Origin of the sequence: Candidatus Agathobaculum pullicola (assembly GCF_052117205.1) — a bacterium.
In the GTDB taxonomy this organism is placed as follows: domain Bacteria; phylum Bacillota; class Clostridia; order Oscillospirales; family Butyricicoccaceae; genus Agathobaculum; species Agathobaculum pullicola.
The window spans coordinates 1-20,737 of the sequence record NZ_JBQKJP010000002.1 but is presented as its reverse complement, the minus strand read 5'-3'; the positions used below and the strand labels follow the sequence as shown (position 1 = coordinate 20,737).

The window sequence follows — 20,737 nt, the reverse complement described above, 5'->3', positions numbered from 1 at the left end:
AATTTCTCTATCCATTTCAAAAAAAGGGGAAAAAATTTGTCGCAGCGGGACGGATAGTTTGGGCGGTATCGCACAAAAGCGGCTCATTCCGGCATGCCGCCGGAAATAATATGCTCCGCAATTTGCCGTTTGGTACACCGCTGATTCATGGCCTGCTGTTCGATATAGGCATGCGCCTCAGGCTCACTCATCGAGCAACATTCAATCAGCAGACATTTCGCGCGGTCAACCAGACGGATATCCTCGATGTGCTGCTGCAAACGGCGGTTTTCCCTGCGCAGACCGGTCAGGCGGGAACGTGCAGCGCGCGTCATGCGCAGCGCCTGCAAAAACAGCGTGCGCGAGAGCGGTTTGGGCACGACAAACACGCCGTCGTCCTCTACTTTTTCGGCAACGCTGTCGGCCACCTCTGCTTTCGCGAGCAGGATAACGCCTGCAAGCGTGTCGCACGCAGCGGTTTGCGCCAGCTCGTGGCCGAATTCATCCGGCAGCGGCGTATTGACCAGAATCAGGTCAAAGTCGCCGTCCACCAGTGCGCGACGGGCCTCCGAACCGGAAGAAACCGCAACGGTTTTTGCCTGCACACCGCAGGAAGTGAGAAATTGTGTCAGCATGGCATGGGATTTTTGCGTGGCGGAAACGATCATGATGCGTTCCAAGCAGCGTTTCCCTCCTTTCGGGTAAGGATGGGAGTGGAATCAGTAGCGCTCGAAATACAGCGCGCGTTCAGCGGAAAAGCGGTCGTCCGCCAGCGCGATGCGGTCATGCTCAACCTGCTTGGCGGCGAAAAACGCTTCGCGTGTCTTTGTCGGCAGGTGACGGGCGATAAAGGGGCTGTCCTGTGCGCAGCGGATGGCTTCACACAGCGAACCGGGCAGCGCCTGATACTGGGCGCGCACTGCGTCCGAGGCGGTGAACAGGTTTTCGTTGCACGCGGGAGCAAGGGGGAGTTGCTGTTCGATGCCGTCCAGCCCCGCATGGATAAGCAGGGCAAAAACGATATAGGGATTGATGCAGCCGTCGAACGAGCGCACCTTCATGCGATTGGCCAGTTTGCCGTTTGCCAGCGGAATGGCAATCAGCGGCGAGCGGTTCTGATGTGACCATGTGATATACTTGGGCGCTTCAAACTCGCCCAGTCGCTGGAATGAGTTGGTCAGCGGGTTGCCGAATATGGTCATTTCCGCCGCGTGCTGCAAAATGCCTGCGACAAAGCTGCGGCCGGCTTGGTTTTGGTCAAAGTCCGGATGGAACAGGTTTTCTCCGTTCCGCATGATGGAAATGGACAGGTGCAGGCCACTGCCGGGGATGCTGGGCAGTGGCTTTGGCAGAAACGAGGCGTACAGGCCGCTCGACGCCGCCATGGATTTGACCACCCATTTGAAGGTGACAAAATTGTCCGCTGCCTCAAGCGCTTCCGCATAGCGGAAGTCGATTTCGTGCTGTCCGGGGCCCTGCTCATGATGCGAAGATTCCGGCTGGATATTCATTTCCTCGAGCGTCAGGCAGATTTGGCGGCGCACATTTTCCGCTTTATCCAGCGGGGCCACGTCGAAATATTCGCCGTGGTCGTGCGGTATGATGGTGGGATGCCCGTTTTCATCCAGTTCAAACAGGTAAAATTCGCTTGCCGTACCCATCGTGATGGAAAAACCCGACTGACGGGCGCGGCGGCTCGCCTCACGAAGCAGGCGGCGGCCGTCTCCCTCGAAGGGAGTACCATCCGGATACCGGATATCGCAGTAGAAGCGCACCACGCGTCCCTGTGCGGGCCGCCACGGCAGCACGGACAGCGTTGCCGGGTCGGGGAACAGCAGCAGGTCGGAGGCGTCCACGTTGAGGAAGCCGCGCAGCGAGGACGCATTGAAGTGGATGCCGTGTTCAAACGCACGGGTCAGCTCGGTGGGCATGATGGCAATGTTTTTCTGGTTGCCGAAGATGTCGCAAAAGGCCAGACGGATGAATTTAACGTCATTCTCCTCTATAAATTGTATGACTTCGTGCATGGTGGTATCCATAAGAGCCGCGCTCCTCTCTGAAAAGTATGATATGCCAATGAGGCGCAAAATCAGGATTCATAGGTATAAAGCTGGTGGTAACCGGCCTCCGGATTGGGGGACAGCACATAATATTGCTGACCGAGCAGGGCAGCGGCATCGCCGCCGAAATGGCGGCAATAGTCCTCAATATACGGCGCGATGCCGTCGAGATCCTCCTGCGATGCCGGGCTGACCAGCACCTGACGCGGCAGACCGGCAGGGGCCTTATCACATCTTAACACAATTTTGCCGCCGTGCATACCGGTGCCACAGAAATTTCCTGCGGGATAGGCGCCGTCCTGCCCGAGGCCCAGCACTAGAATCAGACCGCCGGCTTGATATTCGCCGAGGAACGAGCCGGCTTTGCCGCCGATGACGATGACGGGGAAATGCTGCTCATAGGCTTTCATATGGATACCGCCGCGGTAGCCGCAGTCGCCTTGGATGAAGATGCGGCCGCCGCGCATGCCGTAGCCGCAGGCGTCGCCCACGTTGCCATGGATAATGATGTCGCCCTGATTCATGGTGTCGCCGACTGCTTCCTGTGCGTTGCCGAACACCTCAATGGTTGAGCCGCTCAGGTACTGGCCCAGACCGTTGCCGGGCGTGCCGTGGATGGTGATGGTGCGGTCTGCCGAGCCACAGCCGATATATCGCTGTCCGATCACGTTTTCCACTGTGATGTCAGTATCGTCAATCGCACGAATCTGCTCGTTAAGCTGCTGATAATAGGTAAGGTTTGCCTGTACAGTAGTCATCAGTGTGCGCCTCCTAACTTTTTCGCGCGTTCGGCGCGGGAGAATGCCATCAGCTGCGGCTTTTCGCGGATGAGGTCAAAGTCGATGGTGTCCAGCGGGGTGCGCTCGCGGATAAGAGAGGTGTAGATGCCCGCGCGGTCCACGTCGCCAATCATAATGAAGCCGACCAGATGATTGTCCCGCGTCACCAGCAGCTTGTAATGTTCGTCGTCCTGTTCGAGATAGGTTTCGCCGTCGTAAGAGCCGGCAGTAATCATATGCAGACCCATAAAGCCGGATGCGTTCATGGGGACAGCCTTGTCAAAGGACGTTTTGCCGCCCGCCATGTTGCGGCCTGCGGTTTCGCCCTGCATATAGGCATTGGGCAGGATAGCGAGAATACGGTCGGTGTCCGCGGTGATGTCATGCGATACCGTGCAGTCGCCAGCCGCGTAAATGTCTGGCACGGTGGTGGCGGAGCGGTCGTCGATCAGGATGCCACGGTTTACTTCACAGCCTGCGTTCGCTGCCAGTTCGGTGTTCGGCCGCACGCCGACCGCAATGACCAGCACATCAAAATTAATCGTGCCGCCACTTTGCAGGGTGGCGGTGTCGCCGTCAAAGCGGGCAACGCTGTTCCCAAGAATGAAGTGCACACCCTTGGTTTCGATGTGCTTTTGGATGATAGAGGCGGGCACCTCGGTCAGCACGTTGGGGAGGATACGGGGCGCAAGGTCGATGACGGTCAATTCCTTGACACGCTGGTAGATGCCTTCGGCACATTTCAGGCCGATAAGGCCCGCACCGATGATGAGTACGCGCTTGTCGTTTGCGTCGCCCAGCATCGCACCCAGCCGCTTGGCATCGTCCAGCGTCATAAAGCTGGTTTTGTTCTGCACAGTATCCAAGCCTTCCATGGGCGGGACGAACGGACGTGAGCCGGTGCAGATGCACAGCTTGTCATACGGCACGGTTTCTCCGCCCTCGAGCATAACGGCCTTTGCCGCAGGGTCGATTTTTGTGACGGTGCAGCCGAGCATGGTTTTAACACCGTTTTTCTCGTAAAAATCAGCCGGACGGTAGTGCAGCATTTTGTCCTCGGTCGTTTTGCCGAGCAGCAAATAGGAGATAAGCGGACGGCCGTACACCGGATAAATCTCATCCGAGATGACCGTGATGGGGCCGGTGGGATCGACGGCGCGGATACCCTCAATCGTGCCAACTGCGGCGGTGCCGTTGCCAATAATCACGTAATTCATGCGTTTCACCTCTCCTCGTACACAATAGCCTTGTTCGGGCAGCCCTGTACGCATAGAGGCTGGCCAAACTCGTTCTTGGCGCATAGCTCGCACTTCTGAATGGCGCCTTCGTTGGAGGTAGACAGCGCGCCGTACGGACAGGACAGGATGCAGGTGTAGCAGCCGACGCACTTGTCCGAGTCGATATGCACCGCGCCGTCCACGATGGTCAACGCGCCCGAAATGCAGCCCTTGACACACAGCGGGTCGGTGCAGTGGCGGCAGTTGACCGCAAAGGAAATGTTATTGCGTTCTTCAATGCGGATACGCGGCGCAATTTTATGGTCTTTGAGCGCCTTGACCATCGAGGACTTGCCGGAGTTGGCAAAGGCGCAATAATACTCACACAAATGGCAGCCGAGGCACCATTTTTCGTTAACATAAACCCGTTTCATCGTCTTTCCTCCTTATTCGCCTGCGTGCTTGATACCGAGGATGTCAAGCTCCTTCTGGGTCAGGCCCAGGCCGCGCAGCATCAGTCGGTTGCCGCGCAGCGCTTCAATCGAGTTGATGCCCATGCCGCCCATCATTTCTTTGAGTTCATGATCCCATGCGGTGACCAGATTGATGAGACGCTGAGAGCCGATGTCCGGATTGAGGCGTTTGACCAGCTCGGGGCGCTGAGTCGCAATGCCCCAGTTGCACTTGCCTTCCTGACAGGAGCGGCACAAATGGCAGCCGAGCGCAAGCAGGGCGGAGGTGGCGATGTAGCAGGCGTCTGCGCCGAGCGCGATGGCCTTCAAAAGGTCGGCCGAGTTGCGGATGGAGCCGCCTACAACCACGGAAACCTGATCACGGATGCCCTCGTCGCGCAGACGCTGGTCAACCGCAGCAAGTGCCAGCTCGATCGGGATGCCGACGTTGTCACGGATGCGGGTCGGTGCTGCGCCGGTGCCGCCACGGTAGCCGTCGATGCAGATAACGTCCGCGCCTGAGCGGGCAACGCCCGAAGCGATGGCGGCTACATTATGTACGGCCGCAATCTTGACCATAACTGGCTTTTTGTATTCAGTCGCTTCCTTAAGAGAGAATACGAGCTGCCGCAGATCTTCAATGGAATAGATGTCATGGTGCGGGGCGGGGGAGATGGCGTCCGTGCCCTCCGGGATCATACGAGTCTTGGAGATGTCCGGGCCAACCTTGTGGCCGGGCAGGTGACCGCCAATACCGGGCTTTGCGCCCTGACCCATCTTAATCTCGATGGCCGCGCCTGCTTCCAGATAGTCCTTGTGCACGCCGAAGCGGCCGGATGCAACCTGCACGATGGTGTGCGGGCCGTACTGATAGAAATCCTGATGCAGGCCACCCTCACCGGTGTTGTAGTAGGTACCCAGCGCGCAGGCGGCGCGGGCGAGAGACTCATGCGCATTGTAGGAAATCGAGCCGTAGCTCATCGCGGAGAACATAATCGGCACATTCAGCTCAAGCTGCGGGGACAGATTAGGAACCAGACGGCCGTTTTCGTCGCGCGCAATCTTGCCCGGCTTTTTGCCGAGGAAGGTTTTGGTTTCCATTGGCTCGCGCAACGGGTCAATGGAGGGATTGGTAACCTGTGAGGCGTTGATAAGGATTTTATCCCAGTAGATCGGGTACGGCTCCGGGTTACCCATGGAGGACAGCAGCACGCCGCCCGAACCCGCCTGACGGTAAACCTCGGAAATGGCCTTGCCCGTCCAGTTGGCATTTTCCTTGAAGGTGTGGTCGGTTTTGACAATTTTTAATGCGCGCGTCGGGCAGAGCGAGACGCACCGGTGGCAGTTGACGCATTTGCTCTCACCCACCATCATTTTTTCAAATTCCGGATCGTAAAAATGCACTTCGTTGGCACACTGCCGCTCGCAGGCACGGCAGGCGATGCAGCGGTCGTAATTGCGCACGACCTCGTACTGCGGATACAGAAAATCAATAGCCATTACTGCTTCCCTCCGTTGTTTAAGCTCACAATGACAGCCTCGCCGCCGCGCGGTGCCCAAACCCGGTCAAGCTCGGGCGCAATCACGCGGATGGCACACTCTTCCGAGGCAATATAAACGGTTTCGTCCTTTTCACCGACCACCATGCTGCGCAGCTTGAGGCGGTCGTTGAGCGCCATCAGGCCGCCTTCGTAGCCGACCAGAATGGAGAACGGGCCGGTGACCATCAGAGAGGCGAATGCGTTGCGCAAATAGGTCAGTCGCTCGCGTTCAGCCGGCTCCTGCTTTTCAATGGTAGACCAGAACGGTGCGGCGATGACGCGGCTGATCTCTTCGAGCGTCAGCCCGAGCTTGCGGCCGAGATAATCGACGATGTAGGTGATAACCTCGGTGTCGGTCAGCAGGTCGCAGGAGTAGCCGAACATTTCAATAAAGCGGCGGTTTGCATCGTAAGAGGAAATCTCTCCGTTATGTACCACCGTGGTGTCCAGCAGCGCAAACGGATGCGCGCCGCCCCACCAGCCGGGGGTGTTGGTCGGATAGCGGCCGTGGCAGGTCCACGAGTAGGCCTCGTATTCCTCCAAACGATAGTATTCGCCAACATCTTCCGGGAAGCCGGATGCCTTGAATACACCCATGTTCTTGCCGGAAGAGAAGATGTAAGCGCCGTCCAGCGTGTGGTTGATGCGGATGACGAAGCGGGCGACGAATTCGCGCTCGTCAAGTTGGCTGGACGTGAGTTTGGTGTGCAGGGGGGTGACGAAGTAGCGCCAGATCATCGGCTCATCGGTGATGCGGGGGTGCCGGCGCGTCGGAATCTTGGAAAGATTGACGATGTCGAAGTGTCGCTCCAGTTCTTTTTCACATTCTTCCTTGGCATTCTGTGTATCATAGAATACATGGAACGCATAGAAGTCTGCATACTCGGGATAAATGCCGTAGCCGGCGAAGCCGCCGCCCAGACCATTGGAACGGTCGTGCATGGTGCGGATGGAGTCGATGATGCGCGTGCCGTTCTCCCGTGTGCCGTCTTTGTGAAAGATGCCGGAGATCGCACAGCCGGCGGGAATACGGATTTTGCCTTCTTTTTGCAACATGGTGCTTCCTCCTTTATATATGCGCGTTGCAGGGCGTCCCGCTGCGGGGAGGCCGGTTGCCGGCGCGCTTTCATTCAGGAAACCGCTGCCGGGCGGGGGTCAGGATACGATATAAAAAAGGCGTCCACGATAACCGGAGACCGCCTTTTTGATCTCCGGTTATCGTGGACGCCTTTGTCCGCCCCTATTGTATAGCAAAACAGGGGACAGCGTCAAGCGGGAAAACGGTGGAAATCATGATTTTTTCGCAATTTGCATAGAATGAGCACCGCGATTTCTACAGTTTTTCAGAAGGTTGCATCAAATCGTCTGTTTCAGCGAAAAAGAAGGTTCGGAGACCTTGACAAAGGAGGGACTGCCCGCTATAATGCAAAGTGTAAACAGCAAAGGCGCTGTGGGAACACGACCCGCAGCGCCTGTTTTGTTATATTCCATTCGTTGGGTAACAAATTCACATACAAAGGAGCGAACCATTCATGAACACATCAAAGAATGTTCCGGAGTTGTTCGGCAGCATGGTCTTTAACGAGACCGTGATGAAGGAACGTCTGCCCAAGGACGTTTACAGAAAGCTGAAGAAAACCATGCGGGAAGGTACGGCTATTGATGCCGACGTTGCTGCGGTAGTGGCAACGGCGATGAAGGACTGGGCGGTGTCCAAGGGCGCAACGCACTACACCCACTGGTTCCAGCCCATGACCGGCGTGACGGCGGAAAAGCACGATTCCTTTATTTCCCCCACGGATGACGGCAGCGTAATGATGGAGTTTTCCGGCAAAGAGCTGATTAAGGGTGAGCCGGATGCCTCTTCGTTCCCGTCCGGCGGCCTGCGCGCGACCTTCGAGGCCCGCGGCTACACCGCGTGGGACCCGACCAGCTATGCGTTCGTTAAGGACGGTTCGCTCTACATTCCGACTGCGTTCTGCTCTTACACAGGCGAAATCCTCGACAAAAAGACGCCGCTGCTGCGCTCGATGGAAGCCATCAGCACGCAGGCATGCCGTGTGCTCAAACTGTTTGGCAAGAATGTTCGCCGTGTGGCCACGACAGTCGGCCCGGAGCAAGAGTATTTCCTCATTGACAAAAAGGACTATGCACAGCGTAAGGATCTGATTTTTACCGGCCGCACGCTGTTCGGCGCAAAGCCGCCTAAGGGTCAGGAGATGGAGGACCACTACTTCGGCTCCATCCGCCCGCGTGTTGCCGCGTTCATGCAGGAGTTGGATGAGGAACTGTGGAAGCTCGGCATCTTTGCCAAGACCAAGCACAACGAGGTTGCGCCTGCTCAGCACGAGATGGCACCGGTATTCACCACTACGAATATCGCAACCGACCACAACCAGCTTACCATGGAGGTCATGAAGCGTGTGGCACAGAAGCACGGCTTCATCTGCTTGATGCACGAAAAGCCGTTTGACGGCGTCAACGGTTCGGGTAAGCACAACAACTGGTCGATTTCCACCGATGACGGGGAAAATCTGCTCGAGCCGGGCAAGACCCCGAGCGAGAATGCTCAGTTCCTGCTTTTCCTGACCGCGGTTATCAAGGCAGTGGACGAATATCAGGATCTGCTTCGTATTTCGGTTGCCTCTGCGGGCAACGACCATCGTCTGGGCGCGAATGAAGCGCCTCCGGCTATCGTTTCCATGTTCATTGGCGACGAATTGCAGGCGATTCTCGATGCGATTGAGTCCGGTGAGGACTACACCGACATGGCAAAGACCAAGATGGATCTGGGTGTTTCCGTTCTGCCGGATATCCCCAAAGACACGACCGACCGCAACCGTACCTCGCCCTTTGCCTTCACCGGCAATAAGTTTGAGTTCCGTATGCTGGGGTCTGCGATTAACATCGCTTGCCCGAACATCATGATTAACACGGCGGTAGCCGAGGAGCTCCGCCTGTTCGCAGATGAACTGGAGAAGGCGGATGACTTCCAGACTGCACTGATTGCACTCATCAAGCGTGAAATCAAGGCGCATAAGCGCATCATCTTCAATGGTAACGGTTATGACGACGCTTGGGTAGCTGAGGCAGAGGCACGTGGCCTGCACAACCTCAAGTCCACAGTGGACGCGCTGCCGCACTATACGGATGAGGCTAATGTTGATCTATTTATCCGTCACGGTGTGTACAGCCGCGTGGAGATGGAATCCCGTGAGGAAGCGTTGCTCGAGGAATACTACAAGACCCTGCACATCGAGGCGCTGACCATGAGCGACATGGTGCGCGAGGAGATTCTGCCGGCTTGTGTGGCATACCAGAGCGATCTGGCCAAGACGGTCAAGAACAAGAAAGAAGCCGGTGTTGCGGGCGGCATGGAAGCCGATCTGCTGGGCCGCGTGTCTGCTCTGACCGAGGAACTGTACACCAAGGGCCTTGCACTCGATGCGGCGGTAGAGCAAGCGCCGGATGCGGACGCAGAGACGTTGGCCAATTACTATCATAACACCATTCTGCCCGCAATGGATGCGGTTCGCGCACCGGCTGATCAGCTGGAAATGCTGGTGGGCAAGAAGTACTGGCCGTTCCCGACCTATTCGGACATTCTGTTTTACGTTTGAGACTTCGTTTGAGCAACAGCTGCAAATGAGGATGTTCTGCGGGGCCTAACGGCTCGAACAGGACATAAGGCTGCGAAAAGTTCCGATGAACGAAACTTTTCACAGCCAGAAGTATACAAAACCACGCGCGTGTCGCGGTTTTGTATGGAAAGAACGATAACCCGTTCTTTCCCGTCAAATCTGCGCAGCGCGCGGAAATAAGTTCTGCATACTTGTATACATCTATCTTCGTACACAATGGCGTGTGTTTTCTGTTTGCCCCAAAGGGCGGCAGGGGATGCACGCCATTTTAATTTTTAGGGGGTTTTATCAATGGATTTCACGGCACTTGCAACCTCGATGGACGTCGGCTGGACACTGATAGCAGCAGCACTCGTATTTTTCATGCAGGCAGGCTTTGCAATGGTGGAAACCGGCTTTACCCGCGCGAAAAATGCGGGCAACATCATCATGAAAAACCTGATGGACTTCAGTCTCGGAACGCCGATTTTCTGGCTGGTGGGCTTTGGCATCATGTTCGGTTCGATGAACGGCTTTTTTGGTGGCTTTGATTTTCTGGCCGACGGCGTTGTAGGCGAAGGATACAACTGGACCACGCTCATTTTTCAGACCGTGTTCTGTGCGACGGCTGCGACGATTGTCTCCGGTTCGATGGCGGAGCGTACCAAGTTTTCAGCTTACTGCATTTACTCTATGATCATTTCGGCTGTCGTTTATCCGATTTCCGGTCACTGGATCTGGGGCGGCGGCTGGCTGGCTGAGCTGGGCTTTCATGACTTCGCCGGTTCCACGGCGGTGCACATGGTCGGCGGCGTCGCGGCGCTCATTGGCGCGTCCATCCTCGGGCCACGCATCGGTAAGTACACCAAGGACGGAAAGGCGCGTGCGATTCCCGGTCATTCGCTGACGCTGGGCGCACTGGGCGTATTCATCCTGTGGTTCTGCTGGTTCGGCTTTAACGGCGGCTCGACGGTTGCTCTGTCCGGTGAGGGCGCAGAGGTTGCAGCCCGTGTCTTTGTGACTACCAACATGGCGGCTGCGGTTGCGACCGTGACGGTGATGTGCATTACATGGATTCGCTACAAGAAGCCGGATGTTTCCATGACACTGAACGGTTCTCTGGCCGGTCTGGTTGCCATTACGGCGGGCTGTGACACAGTTACACCCTTTGGCGCAGCGGTTATCGGTATTATCGCAGGCTTTGTTGTAGTATTTGGTATCGAATTTGTCGACCAGAAGCTCAAGGTGGATGATCCGGTTGGTGCGGTTGGCGTACATGGCTTGTGCGGCGCGACCGGTACGTTAATGGTTGGCCTCTTTGGTTACTATGCTTACGGCAGCACGCAAATTGCGCCGGTCGGTCTGTTCTACGGCGGCGGTGTGCATGCGCTTGCTATTCAGGCACTCGGTATGGTAGCGGTCATTGCGTGGGTTGTCATCACGATGACGATTGTATTCCAGGTTATCAAGCACACCATCGGTCTGCGTGTTTCTGAGGCAGAAGAAATCATGGGCCTAGATAAGCCTGAGCATGGCCTGTCCTCGGCGTATGCGGACTTTATGCCGGTGGTGCCGAATGTGCTGGGCACCAAGGCAGCAGAGAAGGCAGCATCTATGTTGGATACCATTCCGGTTGCCGTGGAGAAGGCAGTTCCCGTCACCAAGGTGACTACCGAGGGCAGCGATCACAAGTTGACCAAAATTGTTATTGTTACCAAGCAGTCCAAGTTTGAGGTGCTCAAGGAAGCACTGGGCGCAATCGGTGTTTCCGGCATGACGGTAACCAATGTTATCGGCTGCGGCGTGCAGAAAGGTGCAGCGGAGTATTACCGCGGCGCAGAGGTGGATATGACGCTGCTGCCGAAAATCAAGATGGAAGTCGTTGTGTCTAAGATACCGGTGGAAACCGTAGTGGAGACGGTCAAGAAGGTGCTGTACACCGGTCACATCGGCGACGGTAAAATCTTTGTTTATGATGTGGAAAACGTCATCAAGGTGCGCACTGGTGTGGAGGGCTTTGACGCGCTGCAGGATGACGAATAAACGGCTTGGGCAACTTTATCCTGCCTGAAAAGCTACAATCACAGTGGAAAAGCCGCCCAATCGGGCGGCTTTTGCCGTATAATGGCGTGAGATGTGGTGGCATTTGGTTGAAATAAGAAGAAAAACGGATGTGGTATCCTCTGCAGCCGTTTAACCGTGGCTGCTATACGGTTGACATTCGCTTCTTCTATCGCATCGAGTGCGAGGTCAGCTGCGTGGTTGGCCGTCCGCGCATTATCGACGGCTTGGCCGTATTTGACAAGCGCGTGGTACTCTTCGGCGGCGAAGGCGGCGCCCGTATCTTCTCCTCTCGCTATGTGGAAGACGGTATGGATGTTCAGCTGGCGCCCGACAGCAATAAGCCGACTGCTGTAGTCGAGGTGGTTGACCCCATCGTGCTGGACGCGCGCGTGGTTGCGCCCGAGACTTCGTGCAACTGCTGCTGCTGCGCACTGCATGAGGTACCGCGCCCGATTTGCGCCTGCTTCGGCGGAGACAATCTGGTATTGGATAACGACGGATATCAGCTGTTCGTTACGCTCGGCCAGTTTTCCATCATCCGTCTGGAGCGCGATATCCAGCTGCTTATGCCGGCGTATGACATCTGCCTGCCGCGCCGTGACTGCTCGAACAGCGGCGTAGGCGGTGAGCAGGATCCCTGCGAGATTTTCGCAAACTTTGAATTCCCGATTGACGAATTCTTCCCGCCCAAGCAGGAATGTGGCGATAATCTGTGCGGTACGCTGAGCGGTGGCTCGAACGGCTGTGGCTGCGGCAGCGGCAATAGCAATGCGGGCGGCTGCGGCTGCGGCAGCAAGTGCGGCGGCTGATGCAAGCGGCGATCTCACCAAACGAAAAAGGGACGCTCCGAAAGGAGCGCCCTTTTTGTATTGCAGGTATCAGAGGTCTATCGGTGCTGGCCCAATGTCAAAGGGTATAAAGGTATGCAGATACATAAGCACGACGCTCAGCGCATAGAATGAGCGTGTAGGAAGGGGGCGGACTGGGATGCAGGAAGAAAAAAGCCATGTCTATACAATTATTTTGGGTGTGTGCATGCTGCTGTGCCTGCTGATGATTGGCAGAATGCTGCTGGGTCATCCGGAGCAGGATGCTTCGCCGGAAGCGGACGGTCTGACTTTACCGGAGCAGGAGGAGACGGGAATGGAATTGCGGGAAACGGATTTATGCGAGCTGATGAAACAGGCTCTGCCAATACCGGTGCGGGAAATCACAGCGCAGATTGGAGCGGATGAAACGATTTCCGTAGTGATATTGGTGAGCAAGCAGGATTTGCAGGATAGCGGGCTGGTACCGGGGGGGCTTCGCACCGCGCTGCTGTTTCTGCCGGAGGAATGTCGCATGTATGGGTCATGGACGGCTGCGGTGGCAGAGGGGAAGATAACTCTGCAATGTCAAAATGCGGAAATCGGCGGGATTTCTGTACCGGCGGAACTGGTCACAGCGTTGACCGATCAGGTGGCGGCTTCCATCAATGCGTACTTGGGAAAAGCTGATTTGGTACCGGAAAAGTTAGAGTGGACGGATGGTGCATTGCGGTTAACGGCGTAACAAAGGAGAAAAACGGAGGAGTAGATACATTTACGCCTGCATACAAATCGAAAAACGGCATGGCCGATTGAGCCATGCCGTTTAAAAACATAGGGTTGTCCCTTTTTAATCAATGATAACGCGGCCGCCGCCCTGGAAACGGGTCAGATAGTTGCCGGAAAGCGGTTCATACTTGACAACCTCACCGGTATGCGGGGAGTGGATAAACGTATCGTCGCCGACATAGATACCCACGTGGCTGATGGAAGAGGCGCTGCTGCCAAAGAATACCAAGTCGCCCGGTTCAAGTTCCTCCAGCGCTACGCGTGTGGTGGCGTCAAACTGGGACTGCGCAACACGCGGAATAGAGCCAACTGTGTTGGCAAAAACGTAAGAGGTGAAGCCGGAGCAATCAAAGCCGCTCGGCGTGCTGCCGCCATATACATAGGGGATGCCGAGGAACTGAGCGGCATAATCCAAAACCTCTGCGCGTTTCTCGCTGGTGCCGGTATAGGACACCACGGTGGTAGAAGGTGCGATGGTTTCAGAAGTGTTGGCCGTATTGGAAGCTGAACTGTCAGCATTGGTATTTGTGCTCTGTACGCCGGAGAAGCTGATATAATCCGGGTGTACATAACCGGTTTTGCCGCTGTATGTAACCTTAAACCAGTTGCTTTGCACGCCGGTCACATCGACAATCGTGCCATTTCTGAAAGAAGCGAGCACGCTGGAAGAGGTGCTCGGCTGGGAACGGAAGTTTACGGTGGTGTCGCAGACGACTTTTGCCTTGCCAAGCGAAAAATCGGTGGCGGTTGTGCCGGTCAGATATTCGCCGCTGACGTAGCCTTCCTTGCCGTTGGCAACGACCTTATACCAGCTGTTGCTGTTGTTCAGGACGGCCACAACGGTGTCCTGCGACAGGGTGGTGATAACCTCACCGCCGGGGGATTCACGCAGATACAACGCATCCGCTTTCACCTTCGCCTGATACATTGCAAGCGAGTTGGGAAGAAGCATGGATACGGCAAGCATGCCGGTGACAGCGATGCGGAAGAATTTCTTTGTTAATTTCATGGATAAGCCTCCGTTTTTTTAAGCGAACTGTGGTTTACTTGTTGTTCAGTGCGCGGCCGAGCCAGATGGAGGCGATGTCCATGGCGGCCCACAGGCTGCTTTTCTCCGTCTTTTTCACAATACGATCCTTGATTCGCACATTGGGATTGGTCTGCTGCAACTGAACGGAAACGCGCTTGGCGACCGATAGTCCCTTGACCTCGCCGGCGTCCAAAATCTGCATCATAATGATGTGGGAATCACGCATCGAGCCGTAATAAATGATGTTTTCTTTACGCATCAGCGGATGGCCTTTATATTCCAGAAGCTCTTTCTTCTTGGCGGTGGTAGACATTTTGTGCACTCCTTATAGTTACAAAACGGTTACATCTCAAAGTTACATTATGGAAACAGTATAGCATGGCTGCCGTCGTTTGTCAAATAGGAATTAAAATTTGGTTGGAAAAGCTGCTATTTTGTGATACAATAGGGCGGCAAATACAACAATTTGGTAGGGTCTTTCATGAAGTTTGCTTTTTTCACCTTGGGGTGCAAGGTTAATCTGTTTGAAACACAGGCGCTTGAGCAGCTGGCGCAGGCGCGTGGACACGAGATTGTGGACAGGGATGCGGATGCGGTCATCATCAACACCTGTACGGTCACATCGGTGTCCGATCATAAAAATATTCGTGCTTTTCATCGGCTGCGTAAGGATAATCCGCGGGCAGTGATTGCGGCCTGCGGCTGCTTTGCGCAGACCGACCCGGAGCGCGTGCGCGCAACAGGGGAGATTGATCTCGTCTGCGGAACGGGAAACCGCGCGGAGGCGCTTGCGCTGTGCGAAGCGGTTGTGGAGGGTCGAGCGGTATCCTGCCGTGCGCCGGAGCGAGGAAGCTATGAAGTGCTGCCGGCCGGTGTTCCGCGGGGCCGGACGCGGGCACTGCTCAAGATTGAGGATGGATGCAATAATTTCTGCACCTATTGTATTATTCCATATGCGCGTGGGCGAGTGCGTTCTCTACCGCCCGCGCAGGCGGCGCAGGAGGCGGCGCGGCTGGAACAGCAGGGTGTGCACGAAATTGTGCTGACGGGTATCGAGATTGCGTCGTATGGACGGGATTTGCAGCCTGCTGTTTCGTTGACGGACTTGCTTTGCGATTTGCTGCCGGCGCATCCGGGGATACGGTTTCGGCTCGGTTCGCTCGACCCGCGCGTAGTTGATGCGGATTTTTGCAGCCGCCTGATGGGTTTACCGAATCTCGCGCGGCACTTTCATCTGTCTTTGCAAAGTGGCTGCGATAGCGTGCTGCAGCGGATGGGCAGGAAATACACGGCAGAGGAATATTATCAGGCGGTGGAGAAAATTCGCGCGGCAGTGCCCGATGCTTCCATCGCAACCGATTTGATTGTAGGATTTCCGGGGGAAACCGAGGAAGAGTTCGAGACAACATTGGCGTTTCTTGAGCACTGTGCGTTTGCGGCGGTGCATGTGTTCCCGTTTTCCGTGCGAGAGGGCACACGCGCTGCGTCTTTGCCGGGGCAGCTTTCTTCGCAGGAGAAGGCGGTGCGCGCGGAGCGGGCCAAGGCAGTGGCGCTGCGGTTGAGCGAAGCATATCGCCGCAGTTTTGTTGGAAAAGAACTGACTGTGCTGCCCGAGCATCACACGGGAAAATTTTGGGCGGCGCATGGCACATATGGGTTTCCGGTATATATAGAAGAAGAGGAACGGATTGAAAAAAACGGGCCGGTCTCTGTGCAGCTGGAGCATTTGCATCGCGACGGACTGCGTGGAAAAATCCTTTAGCGAATCTGTCACCACATAAGGAGTTGCTCCATAGTATGAAGTGAAATCTTTGATAGGAGGAAATTCCTTATGTGCTCTTCTAACTCTATTTTCGGCGAGAATAACTGGTGGTGGATCATCGTTGTCATCATTCTGATCTGGATCTGCTGTGAGCAGGGCAATGGCAACGGCTGTGGCTGCGGTTGCGGTTCGGATAACGGCTGCTGCACGTGCGGCAATAATTGCTGCTGCTGATTGAGCCACATATTTCCGAAGTGGATGTAAAGGCGGCGCGGCCATGTCTGCGCCGCCTTTTTCCGTGCTCGCAAAAAAATTTCAAGAAAATTATAATTACCTCTTGCAAAAAGAAGAAATTTGCGGTAGAATAAACAAGCACTGTTTGAGAGACAGTCAAATTGAGGATAAATCACTATGGAGGAATACCGATATGCTGGCAGGCGAATTTCGTAACGGCACAACTTTTGAAATGGACGGTCAGGTGCTGCAGGTCATTGAGTTTCAGCACGTAAAACCGGGCAAGGGTGCTGCGTTCGTTCGCGTAAAGATGAAGAATGTCATCACTGGCGCTGTAACGGAGCGTTCCTTCAATCCAACGGATAAATACGAGGCGGCCTTTGTAGAACGCCGTGACATGCAGTACCTTTATAATGAAGGCGATCTGTACTACTTCATGGATAACGAGACTTATGAGCAGATTCCGATTAGCAAGGATACGCTCGGTGACGATTTCCGTTTTGTGAAGGAAAATGAGAACTGCAAGGTTTGCTCTTACAAGGGCAATGTCTATGCGGTTGAGGCACCGCTCTTTGTAGAACTCGAGATTACCGAGACTGATCCCGGTTTCAAGGGTAACACGGCAACCAATACCCTCAAGCCTGCAACTGTTGAGACGGGCGCGACCGTTCAGGTTCCGCTGTTCATCGAGCAGGGTGAGCGTATTAAGATTGATACCCGCACTGGTGAGTATCTGGAGCGTTGCAAGAAGTAAGACGATTTATCCGGACGATGGCAGACATCGTCCGAACTATGGACATTTAGCTCAGCTGGAAGAGCATCCGCTTGACGTGCGGAAGGTCGGCGGTTCGAACCCGTCAATGTCCACCATTAAAAACCATCCCAAAAGGGATGGTTTTTGCTTTTTTTTGATTGATTTTGCTAACATTGTCGGTAATAATGTTTCAGGTCTTAAGCTGTAAATAACAGGAAATATTGCTGTATTTTATCGGATTGTGTGCAATAGATGTGGAAACGATTGACGAAGATGCTTCAGAAATGGATCGAAAATGGGTGGAACAATACATGAACTTTCATATATAAATTTATGAATTATGCGCTGCTGGTTTTGAGGCCCGAATCTACAAAAATCATGAAACCTCTTTATCGCAAAGAGCATAGATTCGCTTTTCGGTAGCAATGGCACCATTAAGATCGAAGCGGTCGTAGATGTTGGCTGTCGTTCTGATGTCCCCATGCCCATTAAAGCCTGAGCCTCTCTTAACGCAGCCCCTTGCCGTCGCAAATCCGTACAGTAAGTGTGTCGGAGATAATGCGGAGTAATGTCCTGATCAAGAACATACGAAGTTACCTTGCCATGGTTGGAGGTTTCGGCTCTCAGAGCAATGTCGCATTGGCGTTGAATGCTCGTCTGCAACCTACGAACCTGTGTTTGATCCAACATTCTTCCGTTCTGGTTGTTAGCATCCTCATGACGAAGCTGCTTACGCTCTTTCAATAGCTGCAAAAAATCTGGCGGGAGGGGTACATGCCTAATACTGCTCTCGGTTCTTGTTGATTTAGCCTTAGGAATGTCCTCATCATACGCAATGACTTTGTTGACAGATAAAATTTTATTCTCAAAGTCCATGTCCTTCCATCTAAGGGGAATGGTTTCTCCTCGTCTTAGCCTACATCGCAGCATGAAAAGAACCTATATTTTTCCTCTATGGGTTTCAATCGCTTTGTATAAAGCCAAACGCTCTACCTCTTTGATTGATCGCGCGGTTTTTTCGGTTCCTTTTGGTAGAAAAAGTTTTCTGGCCGGTGTGTGGTTATTGATGCGGTCTAATTCAGTGCGTTCAAATATTTGGGTTATAACGCCTCTGATTTTTTGGAGTTGAGAATTGGATTTGCCAGCTTGTGTATTAAGAAAATATTGGAGATGATAGCTTTTCACGCTATCAATTTTCATATGACCAATAGCGAGAAGAATGGGTAAGCGTAAAATAGCATCTATATTTTTTGCTGTTTGATACCGATGAGAGGTTGTTTGTATGTATAATACCAAGTACTTGCCCATTGCTCAACGTATTGTAAGAATAAAGCGCTTGATAGCACAATTATCCTATCATAGAGCGTTTACTTTTTGAATACTCGGCTCGGTAACGTTTCAATTCGTATCTGCTCTGCGTGCGAAGCTTGTTGTCGAAATGTTCCAAATCATTTCATTCAACTCGCCAAGCCTTATCAAGGCTGAAACAATTTCAGATATCCAAGAGCACATTCGCCGAAAAGCGTATAGTATAATAGGGAAAGAAGGCTCTGCATCTGATGTAGATGCAGGGGGGCTTTTCTATCTCGTGAACGTCCCCACAATACCCGTGCGCCAGGCTTTGTCAAATTGTATTGCATGAAGCTGACTGAGCACATATACCTTGCTATCTATTGTAAGCTGGCACTTAACAAAAAGTAATGCTATGACTAACGAAAAAGGAGAATGCGCTTCGTCGCTGGGCGATTGCAGCGTAAAACAAACACTTCAGTTGGGTTTTACAAAGAATGTTGCTATACCGTTTTATCAGTGGGCCTTCGAAAAGGAAGTTGGCGGCTACCTTGAGAGCGCACTCTGCGCCGATGTTGGCCTGAAGCTGGAAGAATGGCTGGCGACTCGTGTCCTGAAAACATTGGAGAGCAAAACATTCAGTCGTTCAAAATTGGGGGCAACATGTATTCGGAACAATACGACTACTACGGACTTCCTGTATGCTCTGATCTGTGACGATCCGGAAAGTAGCATATTCCAGCCAACCATTATGCAGCCTCTGCAGCGGACATCGAACTTTGCGGATGGGGGCTATAGGTTGTTTTGGTGATAAAAAAGAAGGGAGATATTAAAAATGGATGACTTTATCAACAAAGAAACTTTGAAAAAACATATCACAATGGGCGAAAAACTTTTTGACAGCGAAGTATATTGCAAGCTCCAACAGGCAGAGCAAGAAGCGCTACTTACTGGACGGCGCTATTCCTCTAAAGAGGTTCTCTCAGCAATGAAGGATGCTATCAAGTCGGTATAAGGATGTGCTACATAGGGTTTTTGCTATCTGCTCGGCAGTATTTTATTGGGAATTGCACGGGATATCGGGTGTGAACTCTGCAATCGAGATGCGGCTCATCAAGGAAGTTCCTTGAGAGAAACAATAAGGCAATGGGTGTACAATTACGAAGCACATGGAGCAGAAGAATTTTCTTGACGCAAAAGAATCGTGTGTGCAGTCCGGAACGCAAGCAGCAAGACGTGGAAGATTACTTATCCTGTGAGGGAAAGCCAAATCGAAATGTGTAAAATGTCATGTTAGAAAGCAAAACTAGCTTTGAAGATGAATTTAGGTGTAAAATGCTCATTCTGTAACACGGTCAGGAGGCGGAAGCTGCATGAAGCAGGGGCGGGAAACCGCGATAGAAGAACGCATCCGGATTGTTAGAGAATGCAGATCTGCGGGAAAAACTACGGCGAGATGGCGTTGGAATACCGAATAAGCTATTAATAGGTGGCTTCGCTTTGAGCGGATGGGAGAAGCCGGCTTGGAGGATCGGCGTCAATGACAAGAGAACTCTGCGTACCTGTCTGGCTGGAGATATACAGTCTACTGTGAAATGCAATAACCACGGTTGTACCAGACAGGCCAAGAATCCTCAGCATCTTGCCGAAAACCTGCTGGGTCGCCAATTTTTCGCTGACAGGCCCAATGAGAAATGGCTTGCGGTTCCGTTGTCATTGGCCCTCAGTTCAGAACAATCTTTGTATGCGGATCTGCTGAACGCCAAGATTAGTAGGGAACAGGGCGTGCAAGGAACATCGGCCGCAGAAGTTTTGCCTGAGATGGATCGAATGATTGATGGGATGGAATTCGGTAGCTAAGTATCATATCGAAATTTACCTTCAGATTGCAGAAATGCTTGTTTGAAATGCGAAATTGATTGCATAAGTGGGCATGCCGACCGCACGACGCTTTCGTTAAGAGTTTGTAGATAGCACACGACGATTAGAGCAAGCATCTTTCTGTTCCAACATATGATGGTGAGAGGTTGCCGAAAGGTGTGTATCGAAAAGCTGTTTTTGCCAAATGGTGCAAGATTGTATTTTGTATCGAAGGTACGCGGTATATGTTGATGTCGTAGTGGATGGACGACAAATATGATCTGCGTAGTATGTTATGGATGGAATAAGTAGAAATGAAAGGGAGGTGCTTTTGATACCAAAGTTAAACCTGTCGGTTTTACAAAAAGAAAAAGCACTGAATTTCATTCGAAATCAGTACTTTTCTTGGTGCGGATGGGGGGACTTGAACCCCCACGTCCTTGCGAACACTAGCACCTGAAGCTAGCGCGTCTGCCATTCCGCCACATCCGCATATTTAA

Annotated in this window: 21 protein-coding genes and 2 tRNA genes; 11 read left to right on the top strand and 12 right to left on the bottom strand. The window is 53.4% G+C overall.

Annotated features, from left to right (window positions below; translation table 11 throughout):
- Positions 1-83 precede the first annotated feature (83 nt).
- The 7 genes from ACTQ3V_RS01110 to ACTQ3V_RS01080 are packed head-to-tail and all read right to left on the bottom strand — an operon-like array spanning position 84 to position 7,084.
- A complete protein-coding gene (locus ACTQ3V_RS01110; protein WP_441465883.1) occupies positions 84-659 on the bottom strand; it encodes an ANTAR domain-containing response regulator in 576 nt (191 codons plus the stop codon).
- A 39-nt stretch (positions 660-698) separates the two neighbouring features.
- The gene (locus ACTQ3V_RS01105) at positions 699-2,018 is read right to left on the bottom strand and encodes a glutamine synthetase family protein (protein WP_441465882.1); all 1,320 of its coding nucleotides are present in this window, start codon (positions 2,016-2,018) and stop codon (positions 699-701) included.
- Positions 2,019-2,068: 50 nt separating this feature from the next.
- Positions 2,069-2,797, bottom strand: coding sequence for a GltB/FmdC/FwdC-like GXGXG domain-containing protein (locus ACTQ3V_RS01100; RefSeq protein WP_441465881.1), 729 nt, complete (start codon positions 2,795-2,797; stop codon positions 2,069-2,071).
- Positions 2,797-4,035 carry an NAD(P)/FAD-dependent oxidoreductase gene (locus ACTQ3V_RS01095; protein WP_441465880.1) on the bottom strand — a complete coding sequence of 413 codons (1,239 nt, stop codon included), beginning with the start codon at positions 4,033-4,035 and terminating at the stop codon, positions 2,797-2,799. Before ACTQ3V_RS01095 ends, ACTQ3V_RS01100 begins: the two co-directional genes overlap by 1 nt.
- 5 nt (positions 4,036-4,040) lie before the next feature.
- The gene (locus ACTQ3V_RS01090) at positions 4,041-4,469 is read right to left on the bottom strand and encodes a 4Fe-4S dicluster domain-containing protein (RefSeq protein ID WP_441465879.1); all 429 of its coding nucleotides are present in this window, start codon (positions 4,467-4,469) and stop codon (positions 4,041-4,043) included.
- A gap of 12 nt (positions 4,470-4,481) precedes the next feature.
- On the bottom strand, positions 4,482-5,987 hold the full coding sequence (locus ACTQ3V_RS01085; protein ID WP_441465878.1) for a glutamate synthase-related protein: 1,506 nt from the start codon (positions 5,985-5,987) through the stop codon (positions 4,482-4,484).
- The gene (locus tag ACTQ3V_RS01080) at positions 5,987-7,084 is read right to left on the bottom strand and encodes a class II glutamine amidotransferase (RefSeq protein ID WP_441465877.1); all 1,098 of its coding nucleotides are present in this window, start codon (positions 7,082-7,084) and stop codon (positions 5,987-5,989) included. Before ACTQ3V_RS01080 ends, ACTQ3V_RS01085 begins: the two co-directional genes overlap by 1 nt.
- Before the next feature lie 476 nt (positions 7,085-7,560).
- On the opposite strand from ACTQ3V_RS01080, the gene ACTQ3V_RS01075 reads away from it, so the two are divergent.
- The 4 genes from ACTQ3V_RS01075 (at position 7,561) to ACTQ3V_RS01060 (ending at position 13,263) form a co-directional block, all read left to right on the top strand.
- Positions 7,561-9,648: a glutamine synthetase III family protein gene (locus ACTQ3V_RS01075; protein ID WP_441465876.1), complete on the top strand. Its 2,088-nt coding sequence runs from the start codon at positions 7,561-7,563 to the stop codon at positions 9,646-9,648.
- Between the two features lie 312 nt (positions 9,649-9,960).
- Positions 9,961-11,691 (top strand): ammonium transporter, encoded by a 1,731-nt coding sequence (locus ACTQ3V_RS01070; RefSeq protein WP_441465875.1) that lies wholly within the window; start codon positions 9,961-9,963, stop codon positions 11,689-11,691.
- Between the two features lie 128 nt (positions 11,692-11,819).
- On the top strand, positions 11,820-12,521 hold the full coding sequence (locus ACTQ3V_RS01065) for a hypothetical protein (protein WP_441465874.1): 702 nt from the start codon (positions 11,820-11,822) through the stop codon (positions 12,519-12,521).
- A 178-nt stretch (positions 12,522-12,699) separates the two neighbouring features.
- Complete coding sequence (locus tag ACTQ3V_RS01060) at positions 12,700-13,263, top strand: hypothetical protein (protein ID WP_441465873.1); 564 nt, start codon at positions 12,700-12,702, stop codon at positions 13,261-13,263.
- A gap of 105 nt (positions 13,264-13,368) precedes the next feature.
- On the opposite strand, the gene ACTQ3V_RS01055 is transcribed toward ACTQ3V_RS01060, so the two are convergent.
- Both ACTQ3V_RS01055 and ACTQ3V_RS01050 read right to left on the bottom strand, forming a co-directional pair.
- Positions 13,369-14,316, bottom strand: coding sequence for a C40 family peptidase (locus tag ACTQ3V_RS01055; RefSeq protein WP_441465872.1), 948 nt, complete (start codon positions 14,314-14,316; stop codon positions 13,369-13,371).
- A 34-nt stretch (positions 14,317-14,350) separates the two neighbouring features.
- Complete coding sequence (locus ACTQ3V_RS01050) at positions 14,351-14,650, bottom strand: hypothetical protein (RefSeq protein ID WP_441465871.1); 300 nt, start codon at positions 14,648-14,650, stop codon at positions 14,351-14,353.
- A 168-nt stretch (positions 14,651-14,818) separates the two neighbouring features.
- Here ACTQ3V_RS01050 and mtaB point away from each other — a divergent pair, with 168 nt between their 5' ends.
- The 4 genes from mtaB to ACTQ3V_RS01030 all read left to right on the top strand — a co-directional run bounded on the left by mtaB (position 14,819) and on the right by ACTQ3V_RS01030 (position 17,203).
- Entirely contained in the window at positions 14,819-16,099 is a 1,281-nt protein-coding gene (gene mtaB, locus ACTQ3V_RS01045) for a tRNA (N(6)-L-threonylcarbamoyladenosine(37)-C(2))-methylthiotransferase MtaB (RefSeq protein WP_441465870.1), read from the top strand.
- Positions 16,100-16,168: 69 nt separating this feature from the next.
- Entirely contained in the window at positions 16,169-16,333 is a 165-nt protein-coding gene (locus ACTQ3V_RS01040) for a hypothetical protein (RefSeq protein WP_441465869.1), read from the top strand.
- 193 nt (positions 16,334-16,526) lie between these two features.
- The gene (gene efp / locus ACTQ3V_RS01035) at positions 16,527-17,087 is read left to right on the top strand and encodes an elongation factor P (RefSeq protein WP_441465868.1); all 561 of its coding nucleotides are present in this window, start codon (positions 16,527-16,529) and stop codon (positions 17,085-17,087) included.
- A gap of 40 nt (positions 17,088-17,127) precedes the next feature.
- Positions 17,128-17,203 (top strand) — tRNA-Val (locus ACTQ3V_RS01030).
- A 115-nt stretch (positions 17,204-17,318) separates the two neighbouring features.
- On the opposite strand, the gene ACTQ3V_RS01025 is transcribed toward ACTQ3V_RS01030, so the two are convergent.
- A complete protein-coding gene (locus ACTQ3V_RS01025) occupies positions 17,319-18,017 on the bottom strand; it encodes a tyrosine-type recombinase/integrase (RefSeq protein WP_441465867.1) in 699 nt (232 codons plus the stop codon).
- Positions 18,018-18,026: 9 nt separating this feature from the next.
- Entirely contained in the window at positions 18,027-18,395 is a 369-nt protein-coding gene (locus ACTQ3V_RS01020; protein ID WP_441465866.1) for a hypothetical protein, read from the bottom strand.
- Positions 18,396-18,792: 397 nt separating this feature from the next.
- Between ACTQ3V_RS01020 and ACTQ3V_RS01015 the strand changes: the two genes are divergently transcribed.
- From ACTQ3V_RS01015 to ACTQ3V_RS01005, 3 genes are all read left to right on the top strand, one after another.
- On the top strand, positions 18,793-19,188 hold the full coding sequence (locus ACTQ3V_RS01015) for a hypothetical protein (RefSeq protein WP_441465865.1): 396 nt from the start codon (positions 18,793-18,795) through the stop codon (positions 19,186-19,188).
- A gap of 24 nt (positions 19,189-19,212) precedes the next feature.
- Positions 19,213-19,392 (top strand): hypothetical protein, encoded by a 180-nt coding sequence (locus tag ACTQ3V_RS01010; protein ID WP_441465864.1) that lies wholly within the window; start codon positions 19,213-19,215, stop codon positions 19,390-19,392.
- Positions 19,393-19,877: 485 nt separating this feature from the next.
- Positions 19,878-20,237, top strand: coding sequence for a hypothetical protein (locus tag ACTQ3V_RS01005; RefSeq protein WP_441465863.1), 360 nt, complete (start codon positions 19,878-19,880; stop codon positions 20,235-20,237).
- A 406-nt stretch (positions 20,238-20,643) separates the two neighbouring features.
- On the opposite strand, the gene ACTQ3V_RS01000 is transcribed toward ACTQ3V_RS01005, so the two are convergent.
- Positions 20,644-20,729 (bottom strand) — tRNA-Leu (locus tag ACTQ3V_RS01000).
- Positions 20,730-20,737: the final 8 nt, after the last annotated feature.